This is a genomic window from Methylomonas albis (assembly GCF_014850955.1).
Classification (GTDB): domain Bacteria; phylum Pseudomonadota; class Gammaproteobacteria; order Methylococcales; family Methylomonadaceae; genus Methylomonas; species Methylomonas albis.
The window spans coordinates 2,983,512-3,004,521 of sequence record NZ_JACXSS010000001.1; the positions used below are offsets into that span (position 1 = coordinate 2,983,512).

Below are 21,010 nucleotides of genomic sequence, written 5' to 3' on the forward strand. Positions count from 1 at the left end.
GAAATAGCATACCGGCTAGCGCTTTGCACCGTATCAGCGAGAACTCACTCTATGCTAGCATTCCCTAGTGAATGTGCACTTCCCTAGATTTGGATTTATCACTTCTTGCCAGCGTGTAGTCGTCCTGGTCGCCAAGCATGGGCGTGCCATCGCTATTCAGCTGAATCAACGTCCCTTCGTCTTTAATACTAAATTTGCGATTCAGATCGTTTTTATTGGAGGTTAACGACAGTATGTGGGTTTTGTCATCCCACTCGTACTTACCTTTTTCGTAAAACTCTCGAGAAGAGGATTTTGCGTATTGGGTTACCAATAAGTAATTGTTCTTTTGTTTCAAAGACAAGGTCATTTTGAAACCATCGCAATCTTTTTCTTTACACGGCAGATAGCCATAAAAAACCCCACGAAAGCCTTCTGTTTCATCCGCCTGATTTAAATGAGCGGAATGATCCATGGTTTTCTGATGGCTCATTTCCCGCGCTTTGAGAGTTTTTTCCTGGAGCTGCTTATCGGACTCCGCCCAAGCCGGGTTGAGAGCCGGAAGCAATGCACTCAAAAGAATCAAAGTCACATGTTTTTTAATTTTTCTAGTTAATGTTTGCATATGAGATCTTTCTGTTCTGTAAGTAATGTAGTAAGACAAAAGCAAGTAAGGCTGAAGAGTACCAGCTTAATCGCTAATTTCAACCGGGCAGATATTCTATCTCCAATAAGCCTTCCTATTGCCAGACTTTTCACATAAAGCCCCACTTATTGATCGAGCCGAACCGCACTAGGCACGCTTGCACTATTCGCTAATCGCGCAAAACCTCAGCGTTATTTGCGGGGGCTGTATGCGCAAAAACCCTCAAACTCATGATGTTGATACGATATTTGTTTGACAAGCTCGCTCGTTTCTTTTATTGTTTCGATTCGCTACCAAAGAGCGGGTCGGCAATGCCTAATTCAGTCTTTTTCAGACCGGAACTCCTCATATGGAGGTGTAACGCAATTCCTGGCTGATGTATTCAATCCGGTCAGCGAAAAATTCGATCTTGCTCGGCGAAGCGGGCACGCAATTAGTATCGAAAAAATCGCGTCGATTGACATCAAATCAGTGCCGGCCCTGATACGGGGCGAACAGGTTTTTCATTTCAAATTCGGTGGGGCACTGACCGATATACTATTTCAAGAGGTAAAACCATGACAGAAGTAAAACAAGAAAAAGATAACTTCGTGTTGTATGTGGTGTTGGCTACTGCGGTGGTCGTTGGCGCCATCTTGGCAGTCAAAATGAGCGAAAACGACAAATTTGCGCCCATCAAGGATCAAATTGCCGAAGAAAATCGCTTAATGAATATCCGCGTCATCAGCAACCGCGAGGATTAATATGATGAAAATAACTTTTATCGGCACCCTGTTAGCCTCTTTATTGTTGACCAGCCCCGTCCAAGCTACCGAATATATTTATCGCGACATAATGGCGAACACTCTGGCACCCGAGCACTGCCAAGTAGAGAGCAAAGCGAAGGAAAATGCTGCCAAAAGCTACAATATCGACAGATTCAGCAAGAAATTCTGCCAATCCCAAGGTTACGGTTGGCATGTTGACGAGATAAAAAGCGCGGGTAACACGGCTTGCGATACCTGTAGCAATCCACAGGAAGCCAAATGCCGTCAGGAAGATGTAGTGGTTAGTTGCAAACGGATTAAGCCAGGCACTGTAGGAATGTTGCCTGGCAAAGGATAAGCAATCCCGCACGCTTCAAATTTGACGTCGCCGGAAAACCAGGGTTACCGGCGGCCCAACCTGCCCCTACTCAAGGTTGCAACCATTCGATAATGTGGTCTTCCATATCGATAACTTGCGACTCTTTGATGGCATAACTGCCAATAGATATTCCCGCGTCTTTCACCGATTCGCTAGTGCCGGTCAGCAAGGGATGCCAGCTGGGTAAAGATTCGCCATCGGTTAATAAGCGATACGCACAGGTCGAAGGCAACCAGTTGTACTCAGCAAAATCATGCTGCTTCAAATCGATACACTCCGGCACCAATGTGCAGCGTTCGCTGTAATGGGTGCAGCGGCAGGTTTCCAGATCGATCAAATCGCAAGCCACGCTGGTAAAAGCGATTTCGCCGGTGTCTTCGTCTTCCAGCTTGTTCAAACAACACTTACCGCAGTTATCGCACAGCGATTCCCACTCTTCCGTGCTCATTTGCGTCAGGGTTTTCGTTTCCCAGAATTTCACGACTTTATTGGGGTTTGAGTTGACGCAGTTGATAATGCAACACGGCCCAGGAACCGAGTACTGCCAATACTGACGAGATCATCAGTAGCAAAATAAACTCTGAGAAACTCAAAAACAGTAAATCGAACGAACTGTTATACAAAGTCGATAGCTTCTCTACCGGCGTTTCCAAGATCAATAGCATGATCGTCATGATCAGCCAGCCCAGAAAACCCGAGATAAAACCCAGCCAAAAACCGGTGTACAAAAACGGACGCTGGATAAACGCATGGGTAGCGCCAACCAATTTGGAAATAAACACTTCATCCTGGCGATTTTGCAGCTCCAGCCTAATGGTATTGCCGGTAATAAAAGTCACCGCAAATCCCAGTAATAGGCTAACCAGCATCACGCCGCGGCTGGCAATCAACATGATGGTTTGCAAGCGCGCCACCCATTGCATATCGACTTGCACGAAATCGACTTGCGGGAATTGTTTAAAATCGGCCATCAATTTCTCGATGTCTTCGTTGTTTTCCAGCGCGTTTTTCGGCACTACTTGAATCACACTCGGTAATGGATTGCGTTCCAGCGCATTCAAGGCATCGCTGAATCCGCTATTGGCTTTAAACTCCTCCAGCGCTTGTTTCTTACTGATGAATTTAACTTCCATGACACTACCGTTTTGCTGTATTTGCTCGGCGAGTTTCTGCCCGGCCGCATCGCTAATGTTGTCATGCAAAAACAAGGACATCTGATTGCTGGACTCTAGATTACCCGTCAACTGCTGGATGTTGGCCACGACGATATAAAAGCTGCTGGCCAGGGAAATGGCGATCGCCAGTACCAGGATAGTCATAGCAGAGGTAAAAGGCGTGCGACTTAATCGGCCCAGGCTGGAAAACAGACCATGCGCGTGATTAAGTAAATAGGCATGGAATAACTCCCCCAACCTGCTGCCGCTTTGTTTGCGGTGATTCTGTTTCATCGTCAACTCGCTATCAAATGACCTTTATCGAGCGTCAACACTCGATGGCCGAGATGATTAATCAACTCTATATTGTGGCTGGCAATCAACACCGTCACTCCGACTTGTTTGAATTGCTCGAACATGAACATTACTTCGGCGGACAGATCGGGGTCCAGGTTACCGGTCGGCTCGTCGGCCAGAATTAATTTGGGCTTGTTGACAATCGCTCGGGCGATACCCACGCGCTGTTGCTCCCCACCGGATAGGGCCAAGGGATGTTTCTTTTCCTTACCCAATAAACCCACTTTATCCAAAGACGCCCGCACTCGCCGCGCCACTTCTTGATGGTTGTAACCCGAGACCACCAAAGGCAAGGCCACGTTGTCAAACACGGTTCTATCATTTAGCAGCTTGTAATCCTGAAAAATCAGGCCCAAATTGCGGCGCATATAGGGTATTTTCCGCTCGCCGATACGACTAATGTCTTGACCGTCCAGCGAAACGCTACCGCGCGTACATTGCTCCATCATCGCGATCAACTTCAGCAAGGTACTCTTGCCCGCGCCGGAACGGCCGGTTAAAAATGCCATTTCGCCGCGTTGCAAGTGAAAGCTGACGTCGATCAAGGCCTCGCCGGCGTCGGGATAGCGTTTACTTACGTGTTCAAATCTCAACATGGGATCAGTCTGTTACACTTCATTCTTGAACAAATAAGGCATCGACAAAATTTTGCGCATTGAAATCCTGTAAATCATCGATCTGCTCGCCCACGCCGATAAAACGAATGGGAATATGCAGTTGATTGGCTAGCGCGAAAATAATGCCGCCCTTGGCGGTACCGTCCAGCTTGGTTAACGCGATACCGGTCAGTTCCACTGCTTCGTTGAATAGTTTAGCCTGCGACAAGGCATTCTGCCCGGTGCCGGCATCCAGTATCAGTAACACTTCGTGCGGCGCGGACTCGTCCAGCTTGGTCATGATACGTTTGATTTTTTTCAATTCGTCCATCAGGTTGGACTTGGTATGCAATCGGCCGGCGGTATCGGCGATCAACACATCTATCCCTTTAGCTTTAGCTGATTGCAAGGCATCGAAAATAACCGAGGCGGAATCGGCCCCGGTGTGCTGCGCCACCACTTGTATATCGTTACGCTCGCCCCAGGCTTGCAACTGCTCGACCGCCGCCGCCCTAAAGGTATCGCCTGCCGCCAACATCACGCTATGGCCTTGTTGTTGCAAGCGTTTGGCCAGTTTACCAATCGAGGTCGTCTTGCCTGCACCGTTAACACCGACCACCAGAATCACGAACGGCCCATCCTGCTGCGGAATTCGCAGCGGCAAACTGCAGGGTTCCAGCATGGCTAATAAATTTTGCTTCAAGGTTTGGCTCAATACTTGGCCATCGCTGAGCTGATCGCGTTCCAAACTATCGGTCAGCTGTTTGATCAATTGCGTGGTGGTTTCGATACCCAAATCAGCCATCAACAACTGGGCTTCGATGTCCGCCAACAACTCCTTAGTAACCGCTTTATGCCCGAATGCCAAACTGCTCAACACCCCGCCTAGACCCATTCTGGTCTTTTTCAGCTGGGTAGTTAAACGCAAATATAAGGAACCGTCACTGCTGACCTGCGGTACTTCTACTACAGGCACCTGTTCGGCTGGAACCTTCTCGGCGGCTTCGAGGGTTAGGCTTTTATCCTCGACTCCTGGGCTGTAACGGCTGTAAAACAAAATTCCCAACAAGGGCAACATCAGCACGGCCGCTACCGCGTTATGCGCAACAGCCAATGCCAACGGCAGCTGGTATTTGACGCTAAAAATCCCTAGTAAGATCTGCACCAATAACAGGAGACTCAGGATATTCCCTGCCAAACGCACCGGTTTTGGGTAACGTTCCGACGTAGCGGACAACATCAAGGCGCTGAGGACCACAAAAGTAAATGCCGCCAAGACCCGATGCAGCGCTTGGATTGCCATTTTCGCGTCGGCCGAAAGACCGTTATCTCTGAACAGATCCAAAATGCTCAGATAATCGGCCCCTGGTAACCATTCACCATTACAACGCGGAAAATCGCTACACGCTAATCCGGCATAATTGCTACTGACCCAGCCGCCCAACACAATCTGCACCAGCAATACCAGCATCGCCAAACCGGTCAATATTACAGGCCCGGAACGAACCTGCCTTAACTCGGCGACCGGATTAAGACGCAAATAACTCCAGCCTAAAGTCCAAAACGTGAAAAAACCCAATAATAGATGTGCCGTCACCACGCCAGGCCGAGTGCCCGAGGTAACCGCCCACATGCCTAAACCGGCTTGGCCAACAATCAATAACATTACCAATGCAGTCAGCATCACCGCAGGCGAACGCGGTTTTTCCTTCCACGCCAGTCCAAACCAGATCAATACCAACACTGCCAAGCCACCAGCTAAGTAGCGGTGGGCCATCTCTTTCCAGGCTTTTGCGGTATCTACGGCGTATTGCGGAAATGCTGCGGCGGCTTCGGCTTTAAATTCCGCGCTGTCGCTGACGAAAGCCTTGCCGTAACAGCCAGGCCAATCCGGACAGCCCAAACCGGCGTGGGTTAGTCGAACGTAGGCGCCGACAACAATAACTAGCAACGCCAAAAACGCGCAGCACAGGGTCAATTTTCTGAACATATTTCTAACCGATTTGTGAAATTCTGAGTAACTTGTTTAAGTCGCTTTTTACTTGGTAAGGATCGTAACCTGGGGCATATTGCATCATCAGGTTCCCCAATGGATCCATGATTATCAGCATGCCTTCCGGCAAGGGCTGCGCGCTTAATTGTGTTAATTTTTCCTGCAATGAGGCGGCCGGCAAGGCTTTTAATAAACGACCATCGTCGCGCCATTCGGCCGGCAGCTGATAAGTTTTGTCAAACAGCACCGCCAAACGACGAATCCGGGCAATATCCTTACCCATCATTAATGTCAGTTGATGAGATTTATACAAGGCATCCCGACACGTTTCCTCGCAATCCTTGGTCACCGGATTGACCAATACCCAGTGGCCCTTCAACTCCTGCATGTTTTGCGCGGAGAATGTATCGTACCCGGAAAACTCTTCGGCTGACGTCACTTGCGGCGGGTTGATTAGTACGCCATTATTGGTGCCTAGCTTGACGATATCAGGATTTTTCGCCAAAAAAAATGCAAATCCAAAGGGAACGATGGACATAGCAAATATCACTAAGATGGTAATGCGGTTTTTTTTAAATTGATTTTCCACGGTGTATTTTTCGACTACTGATCCAAATAAATAGGGCTGTTAAGGTCAGCGCCAATCCAAACCATTGTACTGCATAGGCCCTATGTTTTTCAGGCGGGATTGCGACAGCAATCTTCCATTGCCGCTGATAGCCCTCGGGCTGAGCCGGATCCAGTTCAATCTGATAATCGGCCAAGGCGTAGCCCAGTTTGTCTGCCAAGAGCTTGCTATCGACAATTTGCACTCTGACCGGCCAAGTTTCTCCAGGAATTTCCGCCCCCTTTAATTTGATACCAGGCTCGGGAAAATGGTTGATTCTGCCCTGCACTTGCTGGGCGGCCACGCTGATACCGATATCCGGCAACACTTCACGCGAGGCACCCAACGCGACCCAGCCGCGGTTAACTAATATGCTAGGCATGCCGCCATCGGGCAAAAACGGTGTCAATACCAGATAACCGGGTTTGCCGTTTAGAATCTGGTTATCAACCAAAACCTGATGACTGACATCGTAATGACCAGTCACTAAAACGGGTCGATAACGTAAAACATCTTTATCGATTTCGGTTTGCCGGCCCAAATCCAAGGCCTCAGCATTGGCAGCCGCTTGTTGCTGCGCCAGTAAAACCGTCTTCTGTTCGCCGCGTCCCAACTGCCAAAATCCCAAGCTGCACAATAAGCCGAATAACAGCAAATATCCGCTCAATGCCAGTAACGAACAGCGAAATTCGATACCCCACGTACTAAATTTGATCATAGGTGTAAGCTCCTGTGTGGATATGTGCTATTGGCAAGCGTACCCGAATCACCGAGAATGCAGGTTTTTATTTATTGTCGCCGCCATGCTCATCAAAACGCTCACTATCGTCGCATTCCTGGCCATCGTCATTAGTCTTGGTTCCGCGCTGTTTCATATTGTCAGACACAAGGAAGACAAGGATTCCGCGAAAACCGCTAAGGCATTGACCATGCGCATCGGTCTTTCGCTGGCTTTGTTTATCCTCCTGTTCATCGCGTACGCCAGCGGCATGATTCAACCTCACGGCATTGGCGCGCGCATGCATGCCAATCAAAACCAGCCGACAGCAACCTCAAACCCTTAAGAATCGACAAAAAAAAAGCGCGATCCGCAAAGACCGCGCTTTTTCCGGCATGACTAACGGCTGTTACATCAAGTAAACAAATACGAACAGACCCAACCAGACCACGTCGACAAAATGCCAATACCAGGCGGCCGCTTCGAAAGCAAAGTGGTTTTCCGGGGTGAAATGGCCTTTCCAACTTCTGAACAATACCACCGATAAAATAATCGCGCCGACGCAAACGTGGAAACCGTGGAAACCGGTCAACATGAAGAAGGTTGAACCGTAAATACCTGAACCCAGGGTCAAACCCATTTCATGGTAGGCTTCGTAATACTCGGTTGCTTGAAATGCCACGAATAAAAAGCCCAAACCGACAGTAGCGATCAAACCTTTTATCAGTTGATCGCGACTTTTTGCCAACAAGCCGTGATGCGCCCAGGTGCAGGTAACGCCGCTAGACAACAACAGCAGAGTATTCAGGAACGGTAAACCGAAGGCGCCCATCGGCTCGAAATCGCCACCGACTTTACCCGGACCATTGGTTGGCCATACAGCTTCAAAAGCCGGCCACAACACGTCATGGGTCGAGCGACCGGGACCGCTTATCATGCCGCTTTCGCCCAGATGCGGTATCGAGATATTGCGGGCATACCACAAAGCACCGAAGAACACCGCGAAGAACATGACTTCGGAAAAAATGAACCACATCATGCCCATCCGATAAGAAATACCGACGCCATGATTGTACATACCGGATTCGCTCTCGGTGGACTGCAGCGCAAACCACAAACCCAGCATTACCAAAAATATCACGAAACCTGTCATCATCATGCCAGGACCTATCGACGAACCGTTCAGATGATTGGCAAACCCCGCCAGCGTCATCATCAAGCCGCCGGTAGCCATGACCGGCCACACGGCTTTATGCGGTATGTAATAACTATCGTGTGTAGACATATCCTTCCCCTCTATTTTTTACTGATGTTAGTGTTATCAAAAAAAGTGTATGCAAGCGTGACGGTCTTATAGCGTTCGGGTAACTTGGGTTCTACAACGAAACGGACCGGCATGGTTTTTTCTTCGTTAGCTGTAAAGGTTTGTTCGGTAAAGCAAAAACACTGGGTCTTTTTAAAAAACTCTGCGGCCAAACCCGGCGTAATACTGGGAATGGCTTGCGCAATCATTGGCTTATCAGTGTTATTTTTGGCATAAAAGTTAACCGTGTAATATTCGCCAGGATGCACTGTCATACTTTTGACTTCGGAGCGAAACAACATGGGCGTTGACTCGTTTAAGGACGTGAGAAACTCCACAGTCACTTCCCTATTCTTATCCACCACATACTCAACTTCGTTTACTGCTTCACCTGCAACCTTGCCGTTTAAACCGGTCAAATCACAGAGCACATCATAAAGCGGCACCAAGGCATAACCGAAACCAAACATGGCCATCGCAATCAACGCCAGCTTACGGACCAGCTTGGCATTTTTTTGCCCAATATCCTCGCTCATTGCGAGATGGCCTTAAGAACCGCAAATACGTAAATAGTCAAGGCAATCGCAACCAGCACCAAAGCCGTCAAAATGTTTTTCTTTTTTGTGTCCATATCATTACCTGACACACCACACCCACAGGCGTGGCGTATCTCATTCACTCATTTCATGCGTTAAAAATGCTCGGTTGGAATAGTCTCAGGTGGTGTTGCAAACGTGTGATAAGGCACTGGGGATGGCAAGGTCCATTCCAAACCATGCTTGCTTGCATCTTCCCAGACCTCATCGCTCACTTTCTCGCCTGTTCCACCACGGATGGTATCGATGACGATATAGACGAACAACAATTGGCTAAAACCGTAGATGAACGCGCCAATACTGGACACCATATTCCAATCCGCAAATTGAATCGCATAATCCGGGATACGGCGCGGCATACCAGCCAATCCTAAGAAATGCTGCGGAAAAAACAAGATGTTCACGGAGATGGCCGATAACCAAAAATGCAGTCTGCCGATTTTCTCGTTGTACATATTGCCGGTCCATTTAGGCAACCAGAAATAACCGGCAGCCATCAGGATGAAAATGGACGCAGGTACCAAGGTGTAATGGAAGTGGGCAACAATGAAATAAGTGTCGTGGTATTGGAAATCCACAGGTGCCACCGACATCATCAAACCGGTGAAGCCACCCATGGTAAACAGCACCACGAACGCAATCGAAAACAACATAGGTGTTTCGAAAGTCATGGCACCTTTCCACATAGTGGCAGTCCAGTTGAACACCTTCACGCCGGTCGGAATCGCGATCAGCATGGTGGCGTACATAAAGTACAACTCACCGGCAACTGGCATGCCCACGGTAAACATGTGGTGAGCCCAAACGATGAATGACAGGAACGCAATGGCACCGGTTGCATACACCATCGAGGCATAACCAAACAGTGGTTTACGGGCAAACACCGGAATGATGGTAGAGGCCACACCGAAAGTCGGCAGAATCATCACATACACTTCAGGGTGACCGAAGAACCAGAAAATGTGCTGATATAAGACAGGATCACCGCCGCCAGCCGCATCAAAGAAGCTCGTATCGAAGAATTTATCTGTCAACAACATGGTGACCGCACCAGCAAATACCGGCATGATCGCGATCAGCAAGAACGCGGTGATCAGCCAAGTCCAGACGAACAAAGGCATCTTCATCAAGCTCATGGCGGGAGCACGCATGTTGAAAATGGTGGCTATCACGTTGATTGCGCCCATGATCGAAGAGATACCCAATAAATGCACCGAAAAAATGGCAAACGGGAAAGCCTTACCGGTTTGCAGCACCAAGGGCGGATACAAAGTCCAACCACCCGCAGGCGCGCCGCCTTCCATGAACAAAGTGCTGGCTAACATCAACACGCCAGCGACCAACAGCCAGAAGCTCATGTTGTTCATCCGTGGTAAAGCCATATCCGGCGCACCGATCATCATCGGTATCATCCAGTTGGCCAAACCCACGAATGCCGGCATTACCGCGCCGAATACCATCACCAAGGCGTGCATGGTGGTCATCGAGTTAAAGAAATTGGGATCGACAAATTGCAAGCCCGGCTCGAACAATTCGGAACGAATGATCAAGGCCATGGTACCGCCGACAAAAAACATTATCAGACCGAATACCAGATACAAGGTGCCTATATCTTTGTGGTTGGTGGTAAATATCCACCGTAAAATGCCCTTCTCAGGGCCGTGATCGTGGTGATCGTGATGATCATCATGTTCAGCTACGACAGCAGTCATACTTTATACCTCAGCAAAAATTAGAAAATGAGTTCATTGCGAAAATCAGTGAATTACTCATCATCGTCCCATTTGGGTGTGATTTTATTAGGCTGAATCTCATCACCCACGTTATTACCCAATGCCGGTGCGTTTCTGATGTAAGTAATCAGCTGAGCCAACTCGTCGTCCGGCAATTTTTTGAACGCCGGCATTTTGCTGGTACCTGCCTGAATAAAACCAATCAGCTGATCCATATTGCCTGTGACTTTGGCACTATCTCGCAACGCGGGGAACCAACCGGAGATACCGTCGCCATCAATTTGGTGGCAAGCCACGCAGTTTTTCAGATAAACAGACTCGCCTTTTGCCATCAAAGTATTACGGGTTTCATCACTCAAGTCAGGCGCTTGGTTTTGTTTATCCAAAGTGGCTTTCACCCAGGCATCGTATTGATCCTGTTCCATAGCAATCACCACCACCGGCATAAAACCGTGGTCGCGTCCGCATAACTCGGTGCATTGACCGCGATAAGTACCGGGCTTGTCGACAGAAGTCCAAGCTTCGTTAACGAAGCCGGGGTTAGCATCTTTTTTCCAGCCCAGATCAGGAACCCACCAGGAGTGAATCACGTCGGCAGCAGTAAACAGAAAACGGATTTTCTTACCGACCGGTACCACCAAAGGTTTGTCAACGTTCAGCAAGTAATTGGGGACGTTACGTGGATCCATACTGCTGACCCGATGGGTTTTCTCGCTAGCCTCATCTAAATGGCTCTCGAAATGCACGCCGTTATCCAGGTACTCGTACTCCCAATACCATTGTTTACCGGTGACTTTGATACTCATCTCGGAATCCTGCACCTTGTCCAGATCGATAACGGCTTTGGTTGCGGGAATTGCCATACCTACCAGAATCAACGTAGGTATGATGGTCCAGATAATCTCGACAGTCGTATTCTCATGAAACTGCTCGGCTTTATGACCCTTTGATTTACGATGATGATAAATCGAGTAAAACATAGTGCCGAATACCGCGATCCCAATAAACACACAGATCCACAGAATCAGCATGTGCAAATCGTAAAGCTCGTTACTGAGTTGCGTCACGCCCTTCATCAGGTTGAGTGTATAGTCCGCATGCGCAGTCTCCAGGCCCAAAGCCATCAAGACCAGACAAGCGAGCAGTTGCTTTGTTTTCTTCACGGAGCAGCCTCCCCATTAGTAGTTATAAACTTGTATGCGTTATATCTTCGTAATATCGTCGCCCGACATTGACGGACGAACAATTCCATTTACTGATAATTATCATAAATTAACTGGGCAATTTTAACCCATGACTCACCCACAAACCAGAAGAGGTTTTCCCGTTTGTAAAAAATACACGTAAAAAAGGCTTGGGAGCATCGCTGCTCGCAAGCCTTTTGTTGTCTAGCAAAGACAGATTTATGCGGTCATTACTTCAACGTATCCGAATAAGCCATGTCGAATTTCGGAATGTGGCTATCCAACCAGCCTTTTACCAACTGACCGACGTCCTCGGTCACTTCGGCTTCACCCGCGTGGAATTTTTTCTGTAAATCCGCGCAGATACCGATCAAAGCTTCATGTTCCGCTTTGTGACGGTCATAACCGCCAAAGCCTTTAGCAACCATTTCCCTTTCTTCGTGAGCAAAGTGATCGACCACATAGGTAATCAATGCATCCAGCGAAGCGCCAACCGTAGCGCGCGCCGCGCCGCCAGTAGCCTCATCGTACAGTTTATTCAACAAACCGAACAAGGTTTGGTGTTCTTGGTCGGCAAATCCGACATTAGTGCCATACTGAGCCGCAGTCCAAGTAATTAAAGCCATAAAACGTCTCCTGGTTGTTTTTGTAATGGAGCCGTCATTTTGAACATCTATTACTCATTTTTTTTGATATACATCAAGTTTTTGCCAGTTTGGTAAATTCAATTTAGTTGCTAAAAGATCAAAATCAGCAACTGCCAAAAACGGCAAAACACCCAAAAGAGGCGCGTCTATGACCTTGCGTAGAAAAGCCAGATTGCCATCGAAGCCCGGCATAGCCTGATCGATATGCACCGCAACCCAGCCTGCGCAGGATAAATTGGCCTGGCGTATGGCCGACATCGTTAAGCGCGCGTGATTGATACAACCCAGCCTGACGCCCACCACCAGAATCACCGGCAAATGTAAAACTTGAACGAGACCAGCATTATCCAAAACATCGCTCAACGGCGAATACCAGCCACCCGCACCCTCAACTATCACCACATCGGCCAGTGCTTGTAAGCGGGTAAATGCGTCGACGATAACCTCCTCACTCACTTCAACATTGCCACAAGCCAAGTGTGGAGACATTGCCGCTGCAAATGCATAAGGATTGATTTGCTCATATTCCAGGGGAAAGGATGCGTATTGCTGCATCAGTAGTGCATCGGAATTTTTCAGTATCCCATCTTGCCATTCGCAGCCCGCAGCAACGGGTTTCATCCCGACAACGCTTAAGCCCTGGATTTGAAACCAACGCATCAAGGCAATAGTCGTCCAGGTTTTGCCGACATCAGTATCGGTACCGGTGACAAAGAATCCGGCTTTCATCGCCTTGCCCGCACGAAAATAATGTCATAGCTGGCAAGTATTTCGCCGTTTAGCATACTATTTTCATACTGCATCAGCATTTGCTGTAATTGCGAGCGCGTGGTCAGCCGCCGATTTCTGGCGTGGCTGACATTATGCGCACCCAGGTCTTTTAGCTCCCGCATCAAAGCCAGCACCGAGGGATACCTTAAGCGATACATTACGGTTTCCACATCGACCTGCCCTAACCCGGCCATCTGCAGAAAATCGCGAATCTGTCCAACACTATAAAAATCGTTAACATGGGCAAAATCGTCGACACCGATCCAGGCGGCTTTCAATTCCCTCAAGGTTTCCGGGCCGAAAATCGAGAATACCAACTGCCCATCAGGCATCAATACTCGTCGTACATCGGCAAACACCGCCGGCAAGTTCTGACACCACTGTAGCGCCAGATTCGAATAAACCTGTTGGAAACTCCTATCCACAAACGGCAGTTCTTCGGCATCGGCGCAGACATAATCAACCGGTAAACTTCGGTTGTTCCGCCGCGAAGCCTGCAGCATCGGCAAAGCAATATCCAATGCCAAACAGGATAGATCCTGGCTTTCGACCGATAAATGCCGCGTCAAAAAGCCAGTGCCGCAACCCATATCCAATACCCAACCCGGCATAGACTGCAGCGGAAATTTTTGCAACAAGGCCAACGCTACCTGGCGTTGCAACTTCGCCGCCGAATCATAGCTGTCGGCGGCCGCAGCGAAGGAATGCCTGATCTTGGCTTTATCCAGCACAGCAAGACTCATTCAGCCGCCGCAACGATGTCGCATAATTGCTGCGAATGCGATAGAAACGGCACGTGTCCGGCATTGGTCAAAACATGTAATGCAACGCGCGGATTCAGAGTCTTTATGGCGCGCCCGGTTTGCGCCGGAATCAGGGTATCTTTGTCGCCTTGCATTACCGTGATCGGACAACGTAAACCCACTACGGATTTACGTAAATCGCTGTTTTTCAGAATATGCAAACCACCCTGCAACGCATCGCTAGCCGGTGCATCGCACTCATGCACCGCCAAGCGCAATTTATGCAATAACGCTCGACTTTCAGGCAAGCCCTGCACTTGCAAACCCAAAAAGCGTTGCAAGGTCAGTTGCGTGTCTTCGCTAAGTTGGGAGACGAAGCCATCCAGCACCTCCGGCCTCACCCCCGGCCAATCGGCATTCTTCACAAACTTAGGATTACCGGATAACAAGAACAAAGACTGCACGCGATCAGGGCATCGGGCCGCCATATCCAAAGCCACCGTCGCCCCCAGCGACCAACCCAACACGCTAAAACGATTGACCGGGATAGCGTTGAGCAAGGCGGCGGCGATAGTCGGTAGATCAAAGGTCCCCAATTCGGCGCTACGACCATGACCGGGCAAATCCAGGCAAATCACCTGACGATGCCTAGCCAAGTGCCTGGCAAATTCACGCCAGATACCGCTATGCATCGCCCAACCGTGCAGCATCACTAACGGTCGGCCCTGGCCATATATTTCTCGATGAATTCCAGTCATGACAAGGCCTTGTCCAATGCTTCCAACAAAGCATCGACCTGTTGTTCGGTATGATTAGCCGAAAAAGTAATCCGCAAGCGGGCGCTACCGGCCGGCACAGTCGGCGGCCGAATCGCGCTTACCCACAACCCATGTTCCAACAATCGCTGACTAGCCACCATGGCTTGGCCGCTGTCGCCAATCAGAACGGGCTGAATCGCGGTAAAAGAGTCCATCAAGTGCAAGCCTTGCTGCTTCGCACCTTGCCGGAAACGGCGGATTAGCTTTTGCAACTGTTCGCGGCGCCAGGACTCGACTTGCAGCAAACGCAAACTAGCGCGAGTCGCTTCAGCCACAGCCGCCGGCAGTGCCGTAGTAAACACATAACTCCTGGCTTTTTGAATCAGCATCTCGATCAAATCCTCGGAACCGGCCACAAACGCACCAAAGGTTCCAAAAGCCTTACCCAAGGTACCCATCAGGATAGGCACATCATCCTGACTAAAGCCGAAATGCTCGACCACGCCGCCGCCGTTTTTACCGAGTACGCCAAAACCATGGGCATCATCGATCAATAACCCTGCATGATGCTGTTCGGCCAACTCAACCATGGCCGGCAGCGGCGCCAAATCACCATCCATGCTAAACACGCCGTCGCTGACCAACAAAGCCTTCCCGGAAGTAACCGCTAGCGTAGCCTGCAAATCTGCGGAATCCGCGTGTCGATAGCGCTGAAAACGCGCCCGCGACAGCAAACCGCCGTCCAATAATGAAGCGTGATTCAAGCGGTCCTCCAGCACCGTATCACCGCGCCCCAGCAAAGCGGAAATCACCCCCAGATTGGCCATATATCCTGTGGAAAACAACAAAGCCCTTTCTCTTCCGGTGAACGCCGCCAACTCTTCTTCCAAGGCGTGATGCGCACTACTATGCCCGCAAATCAGATGCGCAGAACCGCTGCCGACACCGTAACGCTCAACACCGGACTTGAATGCCGCCGCCACCTCGGAATGATTGGCCAGTCCCAGATAATCGTTGCTGCAAAAATTGATCAGCTCCCTACCGCCGACATTGAGCTTTATGTCTTGCGGACCATCGACGACACGTCTGTACCGATACAGATTGTCCTGCTCCAGTCGTCGCAGCTCGCCGGTAAAATCGTAAAAAGCGTTGGACATTAGGCGTAACTGGAACCGCCCATCTTGACACCCAAACGCTCGAACAATTGCTGATCGTGATTGGTCATCGGATTGTCGGTAGTTAGCAATTTGTCGCCATAAAATATCGAATTGGCACCAGCCAGGAAGCACAAGGCCTGCATCTCATCGCCCATTGCTTTTCGGCCAGCCGAAAGACGGACGCGCGATTGTGGCATTAAAATTCTGGCAACGGCAATGGTGCGTACAAAAACAATGGGATCCAGCGCTTCAACGCCGTGCAGCGGGGTACCTTCCACTTGCACCAACATGTTGATAGGCACGCTTTCCGGATGCTTGGGCATATTCGCCAATTGCAACAACAATTTAGCCCGATCGACCGTAGACTCGCCCATGCCGACGATACCGCCGCAACAAACATTGATACCGGCATCACGCACCCGCTCCAGGGTATCCAGGCGATCTTGATAAGTACGGGTGGTGATGATTTCGGAATAATACTCTTCGGACGTATCCAGATTGTGGTTGTAATAATCCAGACCGCCATCTTTCAAGGCTTGGGTCTGTTTATCGCTAAGCATGCCCAGCGTGACGCAAGTTTCCATGCCGAGCGCTTTCACGCCCTGCACCATTTCCACGACCCGCTCGATGTCTCTGTCTTTCGGGCTGCGCCAGGCCGCGCCCATGCAAAACCGGGATGCGCCCTGCTCTTTGGCTTGTTGCGCGGCTTTCAATACCGCATCCACCGGCATCAAGGCTTCCGGATTTAGATCGGAATCGTAACGTGCGCTTTGCGGGCAATAACCGCAATCCTCGGAGCAGGAGCCAGTCTTGATGCTCAATAAACTGCTAACCTGAATCTCGTTGGGATCGAAATATACCCGGTGTACGCTTTGCGCCTGAAAAATCAGATCGTTAAACGGCAGTGCCAGCAATGCTTCGACTTCGTGCAACTGCCAATCGTTACGAATGGTTACCGCTGATTCCAAGGGTTTCTGGCTTGCAGACATTCTGATAATCTCCGAAAAGTAAGGACAAAAGCGGTGCAGAACACCCACTTATCAACCTAAATTTAAAATTATGGTAAACAACTGGCTGAACATTATACAGAAGAAATTGCTGCCGCCACGCTGTGTGTTATGCGCTGGTCCGGGATACAAGGATTTGGACTTGTGCCTAGGCTGTTTGACCGACCTACCCCGTAACCTTTCCTGTTGCTACCGCTGTGGAGAACACTTCGAGACTGCTATAGACGTGCCGCAGTTGTGCGGCCGCTGCTTGAAGAAATCGCCGGCCTTCGACGAGACCTATGCGCCGTTTTTATACCAAAGCCAGATGCGCCATATGATTGGAAGATTAAAGTTTGCCAACGATTATAAACACGCGCGCTTGATGGCGGCCTTGCTGGCCGAGCATATTGCCGACAGCGCAGAGTTACCGGATTGCCTGTTACCCGTACCCTTGCATCCCAAGCGTTATCGGGAGCGCGGGTTCAATCAGTCCATAGAAATTGCCCGGCATTTATCCCGGCAACTGGGCATTCCGCTGGATTTGACCAGCTGCGTTCGCCAGCGCGACACTAATCATCAAACCGGCTTGCCAGCCAAGCAGCGCCGGAAAAACATGCGTCAGGCCTTCAAGCTTGTTAAGCCCCTGGCGTTTCAACATATTGCGATTATTGACGATGTAATGACTACCGGCGCGACCTGCTCAGCGCTGGCCGCTACGCTGAAGCAAGCCGGCGTCGGCAAAGTTGATGTTTGGGTTTGCGCACGGGCCTAAAGCGCCAGCTCAATTATCCGGAGCGAGCGGCAAACCGGAGCGCTGCAATACGCTGATAGCATTCAGCCACTGATCCAGCCGCAGCGCGAGTAACGCCTTGATAATCAACAACCATAGTCGATTAGCCGTCATCTTCACGTATAATACGCCGTCCACAAAACGACTACACATGCCATGACCACACCGCGTCTCGCCTGGGCTATTACCGGCTCCGGACACTATATAGAAGAATGTCTTGAATACATGCTGACGCTGGACAAGGTCGATCTGTATTTGAGCCAGGCCGGTGAGGAAGTATTGAAAATGTACGGCATTCGTCTGGACGACATCAAGGCTAAAATGCCGGTCTACCGGGATAAAGCCGCTTCGGCGCCTCCGGTCGGTTTATTCTACAAGGGCTATTACCACACCTTTGTCATGGCCCCCACCACCTCTAATACCATCGCCAAATGCGTGTTGGGCATCGCCGATTCATTGGTCACCAACCTGTATTCCCAAGCCGGCAAATGCCGCGTACCCAGCATCGTTTACCCTTGTGACACCCTGCCGGAGATTGAAACCACCGCGCCCGGCAAGAAAAAGTTCATGGTTTATCCGCGCCCCATCGATTTGGAAGCCACCGACAAAATTCGCTCTTTTCCTTATACGCAGGTGGTTGATGATGTCGAGCAACTGATCGTTGCGGTCAATGCCCGATTAGCCAGCCTATGAGCGAACGCATCCTGTTCATCACTGGCCGACTGGCGGAGAAACAAGTCCGGCAGGTATTGGAAAAAATGCAGCCGGACTTTCAATACAAAGTCTATGTGATGGGCGTGACGGTGGCCGCCTTGATTACCAGCGACATGATCATCCGCCGCATGCCCGATGCGCAAGGCGCTGACCGGGTGATCTTACCGGGCCGCTGCCGCGGCGATCTGGCCGCGCTGGCTCAACACTTTGGCCTGCCGTTCGAGCGCGGCCCGGAAGAGATAAAAGACTTACCGCAACATTTTGGCCTGGCTGCCCAGCATTACGACCTAAGCCAATACCAAACCAAAGTTTTCGCGGAAATCACCGACGCCCCCAGCATTAGCGTCGAGGCGGTGATCGAGCGAGCTTACTACTATCAAGCCAGCGGTGCCGATGTCATCGACATTGGCTGCCTGCCCGGCACGCCGTTTCCGCATCTGGCCGAATGCATCCGCACTTTAAAACAAGAAGGCTTCACCGTCAGCATCGATTCGTTGGAAGACGCCGATTTATTGGCCGGCGGTAAAGCCGGAGCCGATTACATGCTGAGTTTGACCACCAAGAGTCTGTGGATTGCTGACGAAGTGGCGACCACGCCGATTTTAATCCCGGAAGTCCATGGCGACTTGGACACGTTGGACGCGGCCATCGCGATATTGCAGCGCAAAAACCGCGCTTTCATCGTCGACCCCATCCTCGACCCTATCCATTTTGGTTTCACCGATTCCATTGTCCGCAATCATGAATTCCGCCGCCGCTATCCGGAGGTGGAAATGATGATGGGCGTCGGCAATCTCACCGAATTGACTCACGCCGACACCTCCGGCATTAACGCCATGTTGCTGGGGATATGCTCGGAGCTGAATATCAACCATATTCTGGCTACCGAAGTCAGCAAACACGCGCGCCGCGCCATCAAGGAAGCCGACAGCGCTCGCCGCATCATGTACACCGCCAAGCAGCACAACACCCTGCCCAAGCACATCGCCCCGGATCTATTGACTGTGCATGACAGCTCGCCGTTTTTGAACAGCCGCGCGGAAATCGAAAGTTTGGCAGCAGAAATCAAAGACCCCAGCTACCGGATCCAGGTCAGTAGCGACGGCATTCATGTGTTTAACCGCGACGGCCTGCACACCGCGCAAGACCCGTTCGATTTATACCCAAAACTGCACGTCGAAACCGACGGCGGCCATGCCTTTTATTTGGGTGTAGAACTGGCCCGCGCCGAAATCGCCTGGCAGCTGGGCAAGCGCTTTACCCAGGATCAGCAACTAAGCTGGGGCTGCGCCGCGCAAGGTACCGAGCCGGTGGTGGATTTACATACCTTCAAACCCGCCGGCAACACCTTAAAAAAGCACGAAGACTAAGGCGATTTACGGCAATAAATGTACCCAAAGCAAGCGATTTTCCGTTGACTTAGCGGACTTGCGCTGAGCGAAGCCGAAGTAGCCGAAGTCAACTGTTCGCTTCGGCTCCGCTCAGCGAACGACATATGAGGTATTGCCAATGGACATAAAGTTTCTCACAAACCTCCTAAGCTCTTTGTCAGCTGCACTTGTCGCAAACTCGACAAATCTTTAATTCCAGTCTACATCCGCCGCGTTGCACACCCGTAAACTAGGCTGTAGCGCATGTGGTATCGGTCTTGCTTCGCTTTAGCTAAAACCCAAGACACCTCCAAAAAATGAAATCTACTCGACCGCACACCCATGGCTGAATTTCCCTTAAAACTGGCCGTCGCCACCAAAGACAATATTTCCATCAACGAACATTTCGGCCATGCCACAAAATTTTCGGTGTATAGCGCCAGCGAGACCGGCTGCGAGTTACTGGAAACCCGTGAAGTGGCTAATTACTGCCTGGGCCAGCATGCCGACGAATCGGCAATGCCCGGCATTTTGGCAACCATTGAAGACTGTTACGCCGTATTCGTGGCGCGCATCGGCGACGGCCCCACCGCAAAAGTCCATGCCATCGGCGTCCGGGCCGTGGCGGAATATGCCTACGCAGCGGTCGAGGAATCCTTGCTGGACTATGCCAAACGCACCGCTGCTGGTGAGGAAATCGGATGACGCCCGATCACGTTCAGCAATGGGTGAACGATCACCCTCTCAGTCCGATTCACGTTGATTGCGCAGTGACGGTGATGCTGAAAATCATCGACGGCAAATGCAAAATGCGCCCGACTGAAAAAGTGGTGATGGCGCTGCTCTATGACTGCGTTAAACACCTGCCGGGGCAAATTCTGCAAGCCGATCTACATCCTATGATAGCGACGGCCCGCGCCAAGGAAGACGACGAAGCCCTGAAAAACTTGATTTACGAAAAACGCTTGATGGCAGAAACTGCAATTTCCCGACCGGTGATGAAGGGCTTTAAAGCCATGATCCGCGAGCAAGGCTTGCTGGAACGCCGAGAAGACGCCGAAACGGAAGCCTGAGCCGCGC

At 50.4% G+C, this 21,010-nt stretch carries 26 protein-coding genes; 8 read left to right on the top strand and 18 right to left on the bottom strand.

Annotated features, from left to right (window positions below; genetic code table 11):
- Window positions 1–64: 64 nt before the first annotated feature.
- Window positions 65–604, bottom strand: a complete 540-nt coding sequence (locus tag EBA_RS13750; protein ID WP_192375234.1) for a copper resistance protein NlpE — start codon at window positions 602–604, stop codon at window positions 65–67.
- A 578-nt stretch (window positions 605–1,182) separates the two neighbouring features.
- Between EBA_RS13750 and EBA_RS13755 the strand changes: the two genes are divergently transcribed.
- Both EBA_RS13755 and EBA_RS13760 read left to right on the top strand, forming a co-directional pair.
- Window positions 1,183–1,368, top strand: a complete 186-nt coding sequence (locus EBA_RS13755) for a hypothetical protein (protein WP_192375235.1) — start codon at window positions 1,183–1,185, stop codon at window positions 1,366–1,368.
- A gap of 1 nt (window position 1,369) precedes the next feature.
- Window positions 1,370–1,729 carry a hypothetical protein gene (locus tag EBA_RS13760; protein ID WP_324615355.1) on the top strand — a complete coding sequence of 120 codons (360 nt, stop codon included), beginning with the start codon at window positions 1,370–1,372 and terminating at the stop codon, window positions 1,727–1,729.
- Window positions 1,730–1,799: 70 nt separating this feature from the next.
- Here the strand turns inward: EBA_RS13760 and EBA_RS13765 are convergent, their stop codons facing one another.
- Genes EBA_RS13765 through EBA_RS13790 form a run of 6 tightly spaced genes read right to left on the bottom strand, consistent with a single transcriptional unit; the run spans window position 1,800 to window position 7,175 of the window.
- The gene (locus EBA_RS13765; RefSeq protein ID WP_192375236.1) at window positions 1,800–2,231 is read right to left on the bottom strand and encodes a YcgN family cysteine cluster protein; all 432 of its coding nucleotides are present in this window, start codon (window positions 2,229–2,231) and stop codon (window positions 1,800–1,802) included.
- Between the two features lie 4 nt (window positions 2,232–2,235).
- A complete protein-coding gene (gene ftsX, locus EBA_RS13770) occupies window positions 2,236–3,198 on the bottom strand; it encodes a permease-like cell division protein FtsX (RefSeq protein WP_192375237.1) in 963 nt (320 codons plus the stop codon).
- 2 nt (window positions 3,199–3,200) lie between these two features.
- The gene (ftsE, locus tag EBA_RS13775; protein WP_192375238.1) at window positions 3,201–3,857 is read right to left on the bottom strand and encodes a cell division ATP-binding protein FtsE; all 657 of its coding nucleotides are present in this window, start codon (window positions 3,855–3,857) and stop codon (window positions 3,201–3,203) included.
- Window positions 3,858–3,876: 19 nt separating this feature from the next.
- Window positions 3,877–5,847, bottom strand: a complete 1,971-nt coding sequence (gene ftsY, locus EBA_RS13780; RefSeq protein WP_192375239.1) for a signal recognition particle-docking protein FtsY — start codon at window positions 5,845–5,847, stop codon at window positions 3,877–3,879.
- A gap of 4 nt (window positions 5,848–5,851) precedes the next feature.
- Entirely contained in the window at window positions 5,852–6,388 is a 537-nt protein-coding gene (locus EBA_RS13785; protein ID WP_225616281.1) for a hypothetical protein, read from the bottom strand.
- Window positions 6,389–6,422: 34 nt separating this feature from the next.
- Complete coding sequence (locus EBA_RS13790) at window positions 6,423–7,175, bottom strand: SURF1 family protein (RefSeq protein ID WP_192375241.1); 753 nt, start codon at window positions 7,173–7,175, stop codon at window positions 6,423–6,425.
- Between the two features lie 85 nt (window positions 7,176–7,260).
- On the opposite strand from EBA_RS13790, the gene EBA_RS13795 reads away from it, so the two are divergent.
- Window positions 7,261–7,521: a twin transmembrane helix small protein gene (locus EBA_RS13795; RefSeq protein ID WP_192375242.1), complete on the top strand. Its 261-nt coding sequence runs from the start codon at window positions 7,261–7,263 to the stop codon at window positions 7,519–7,521.
- 63 nt (window positions 7,522–7,584) lie between these two features.
- Here the strand turns inward: EBA_RS13795 and EBA_RS13800 are convergent, their stop codons facing one another.
- The 10 genes from EBA_RS13800 to bioB all read right to left on the bottom strand — a co-directional run bounded on the left by EBA_RS13800 (window position 7,585) and on the right by bioB (window position 17,056).
- Entirely contained in the window at window positions 7,585–8,460 is an 876-nt protein-coding gene (locus EBA_RS13800; RefSeq protein WP_192375243.1) for a cytochrome c oxidase subunit 3, read from the bottom strand.
- 11 nt (window positions 8,461–8,471) lie between these two features.
- On the bottom strand, window positions 8,472–9,014 hold the full coding sequence (locus EBA_RS13805) for a cytochrome c oxidase assembly protein (protein WP_192375244.1): 543 nt from the start codon (window positions 9,012–9,014) through the stop codon (window positions 8,472–8,474).
- A 155-nt stretch (window positions 9,015–9,169) separates the two neighbouring features.
- On the bottom strand, window positions 9,170–10,786 hold the full coding sequence (gene ctaD / locus EBA_RS13810) for a cytochrome c oxidase subunit I (RefSeq protein WP_192375245.1): 1,617 nt from the start codon (window positions 10,784–10,786) through the stop codon (window positions 9,170–9,172).
- A gap of 53 nt (window positions 10,787–10,839) precedes the next feature.
- Window positions 10,840–11,970: a cytochrome c oxidase subunit II gene (gene coxB, locus EBA_RS13815; RefSeq protein WP_192375246.1), complete on the bottom strand. Its 1,131-nt coding sequence runs from the start codon at window positions 11,968–11,970 to the stop codon at window positions 10,840–10,842.
- Window positions 11,971–12,221: 251 nt separating this feature from the next.
- Window positions 12,222–12,617 carry a bacteriohemerythrin gene (locus EBA_RS13820; protein ID WP_192375247.1) on the bottom strand — a complete coding sequence of 132 codons (396 nt, stop codon included), beginning with the start codon at window positions 12,615–12,617 and terminating at the stop codon, window positions 12,222–12,224.
- Between the two features lie 54 nt (window positions 12,618–12,671).
- On the bottom strand, window positions 12,672–13,367 hold the full coding sequence (gene bioD / locus EBA_RS13825) for a dethiobiotin synthase (protein ID WP_192375248.1): 696 nt from the start codon (window positions 13,365–13,367) through the stop codon (window positions 12,672–12,674).
- Entirely contained in the window at window positions 13,364–14,152 is a 789-nt protein-coding gene (bioC, locus tag EBA_RS13830; RefSeq protein WP_192375249.1) for a malonyl-ACP O-methyltransferase BioC, read from the bottom strand. Before bioC ends, bioD begins: the two co-directional genes overlap by 4 nt.
- Entirely contained in the window at window positions 14,149–14,910 is a 762-nt protein-coding gene (gene bioH, locus EBA_RS13835; RefSeq protein ID WP_192375250.1) for a pimeloyl-ACP methyl ester esterase BioH, read from the bottom strand. Before bioH ends, bioC begins: the two co-directional genes overlap by 4 nt.
- The gene (gene bioF / locus EBA_RS13840) at window positions 14,907–16,067 is read right to left on the bottom strand and encodes an 8-amino-7-oxononanoate synthase (protein ID WP_192375251.1); all 1,161 of its coding nucleotides are present in this window, start codon (window positions 16,065–16,067) and stop codon (window positions 14,907–14,909) included. The genes bioH and bioF overlap by 4 nt, the downstream gene beginning before the upstream one ends.
- Window positions 16,067–17,056 carry a biotin synthase BioB gene (bioB, locus tag EBA_RS13845; protein ID WP_192375252.1) on the bottom strand — a complete coding sequence of 330 codons (990 nt, stop codon included), beginning with the start codon at window positions 17,054–17,056 and terminating at the stop codon, window positions 16,067–16,069. Before bioB ends, bioF begins: the two co-directional genes overlap by 1 nt.
- Before the next feature lie 70 nt (window positions 17,057–17,126).
- On the opposite strand from bioB, the gene EBA_RS13850 reads away from it, so the two are divergent.
- On the top strand, window positions 17,127–17,828 hold the full coding sequence (locus tag EBA_RS13850; protein WP_192375253.1) for a ComF family protein: 702 nt from the start codon (window positions 17,127–17,129) through the stop codon (window positions 17,826–17,828).
- 9 nt (window positions 17,829–17,837) lie between these two features.
- Here EBA_RS13850 and EBA_RS13855 read toward each other — a convergent pair whose 3' ends face one another.
- Window positions 17,838–17,999: a hypothetical protein gene (locus EBA_RS13855; RefSeq protein ID WP_192375254.1), complete on the bottom strand. Its 162-nt coding sequence runs from the start codon at window positions 17,997–17,999 to the stop codon at window positions 17,838–17,840.
- Window positions 18,000–18,002: 3 nt separating this feature from the next.
- Between EBA_RS13855 and EBA_RS13860 the strand changes: the two genes are divergently transcribed.
- The 4 genes from EBA_RS13860 to EBA_RS13875 all read left to right on the top strand — a co-directional run bounded on the left by EBA_RS13860 (window position 18,003) and on the right by EBA_RS13875 (window position 21,003).
- A complete protein-coding gene (locus EBA_RS13860) occupies window positions 18,003–18,539 on the top strand; it encodes a flavoprotein (protein ID WP_192375255.1) in 537 nt (178 codons plus the stop codon).
- Entirely contained in the window at window positions 18,536–19,930 is a 1,395-nt protein-coding gene (locus EBA_RS13865) for a DUF6513 domain-containing protein (RefSeq protein ID WP_192375256.1), read from the top strand. Before EBA_RS13860 ends, EBA_RS13865 begins: the two co-directional genes overlap by 4 nt.
- A 342-nt stretch (window positions 19,931–20,272) precedes the next feature.
- Window positions 20,273–20,635 carry a NifB/NifX family molybdenum-iron cluster-binding protein gene (locus EBA_RS13870; protein ID WP_192375257.1) on the top strand — a complete coding sequence of 121 codons (363 nt, stop codon included), beginning with the start codon at window positions 20,273–20,275 and terminating at the stop codon, window positions 20,633–20,635.
- Window positions 20,632–21,003 carry a hypothetical protein gene (locus EBA_RS13875; RefSeq protein WP_192375258.1) on the top strand — a complete coding sequence of 124 codons (372 nt, stop codon included), beginning with the start codon at window positions 20,632–20,634 and terminating at the stop codon, window positions 21,001–21,003. The genes EBA_RS13870 and EBA_RS13875 overlap by 4 nt, the downstream gene beginning before the upstream one ends.
- Window positions 21,004–21,010 lie beyond the last annotated feature (7 nt).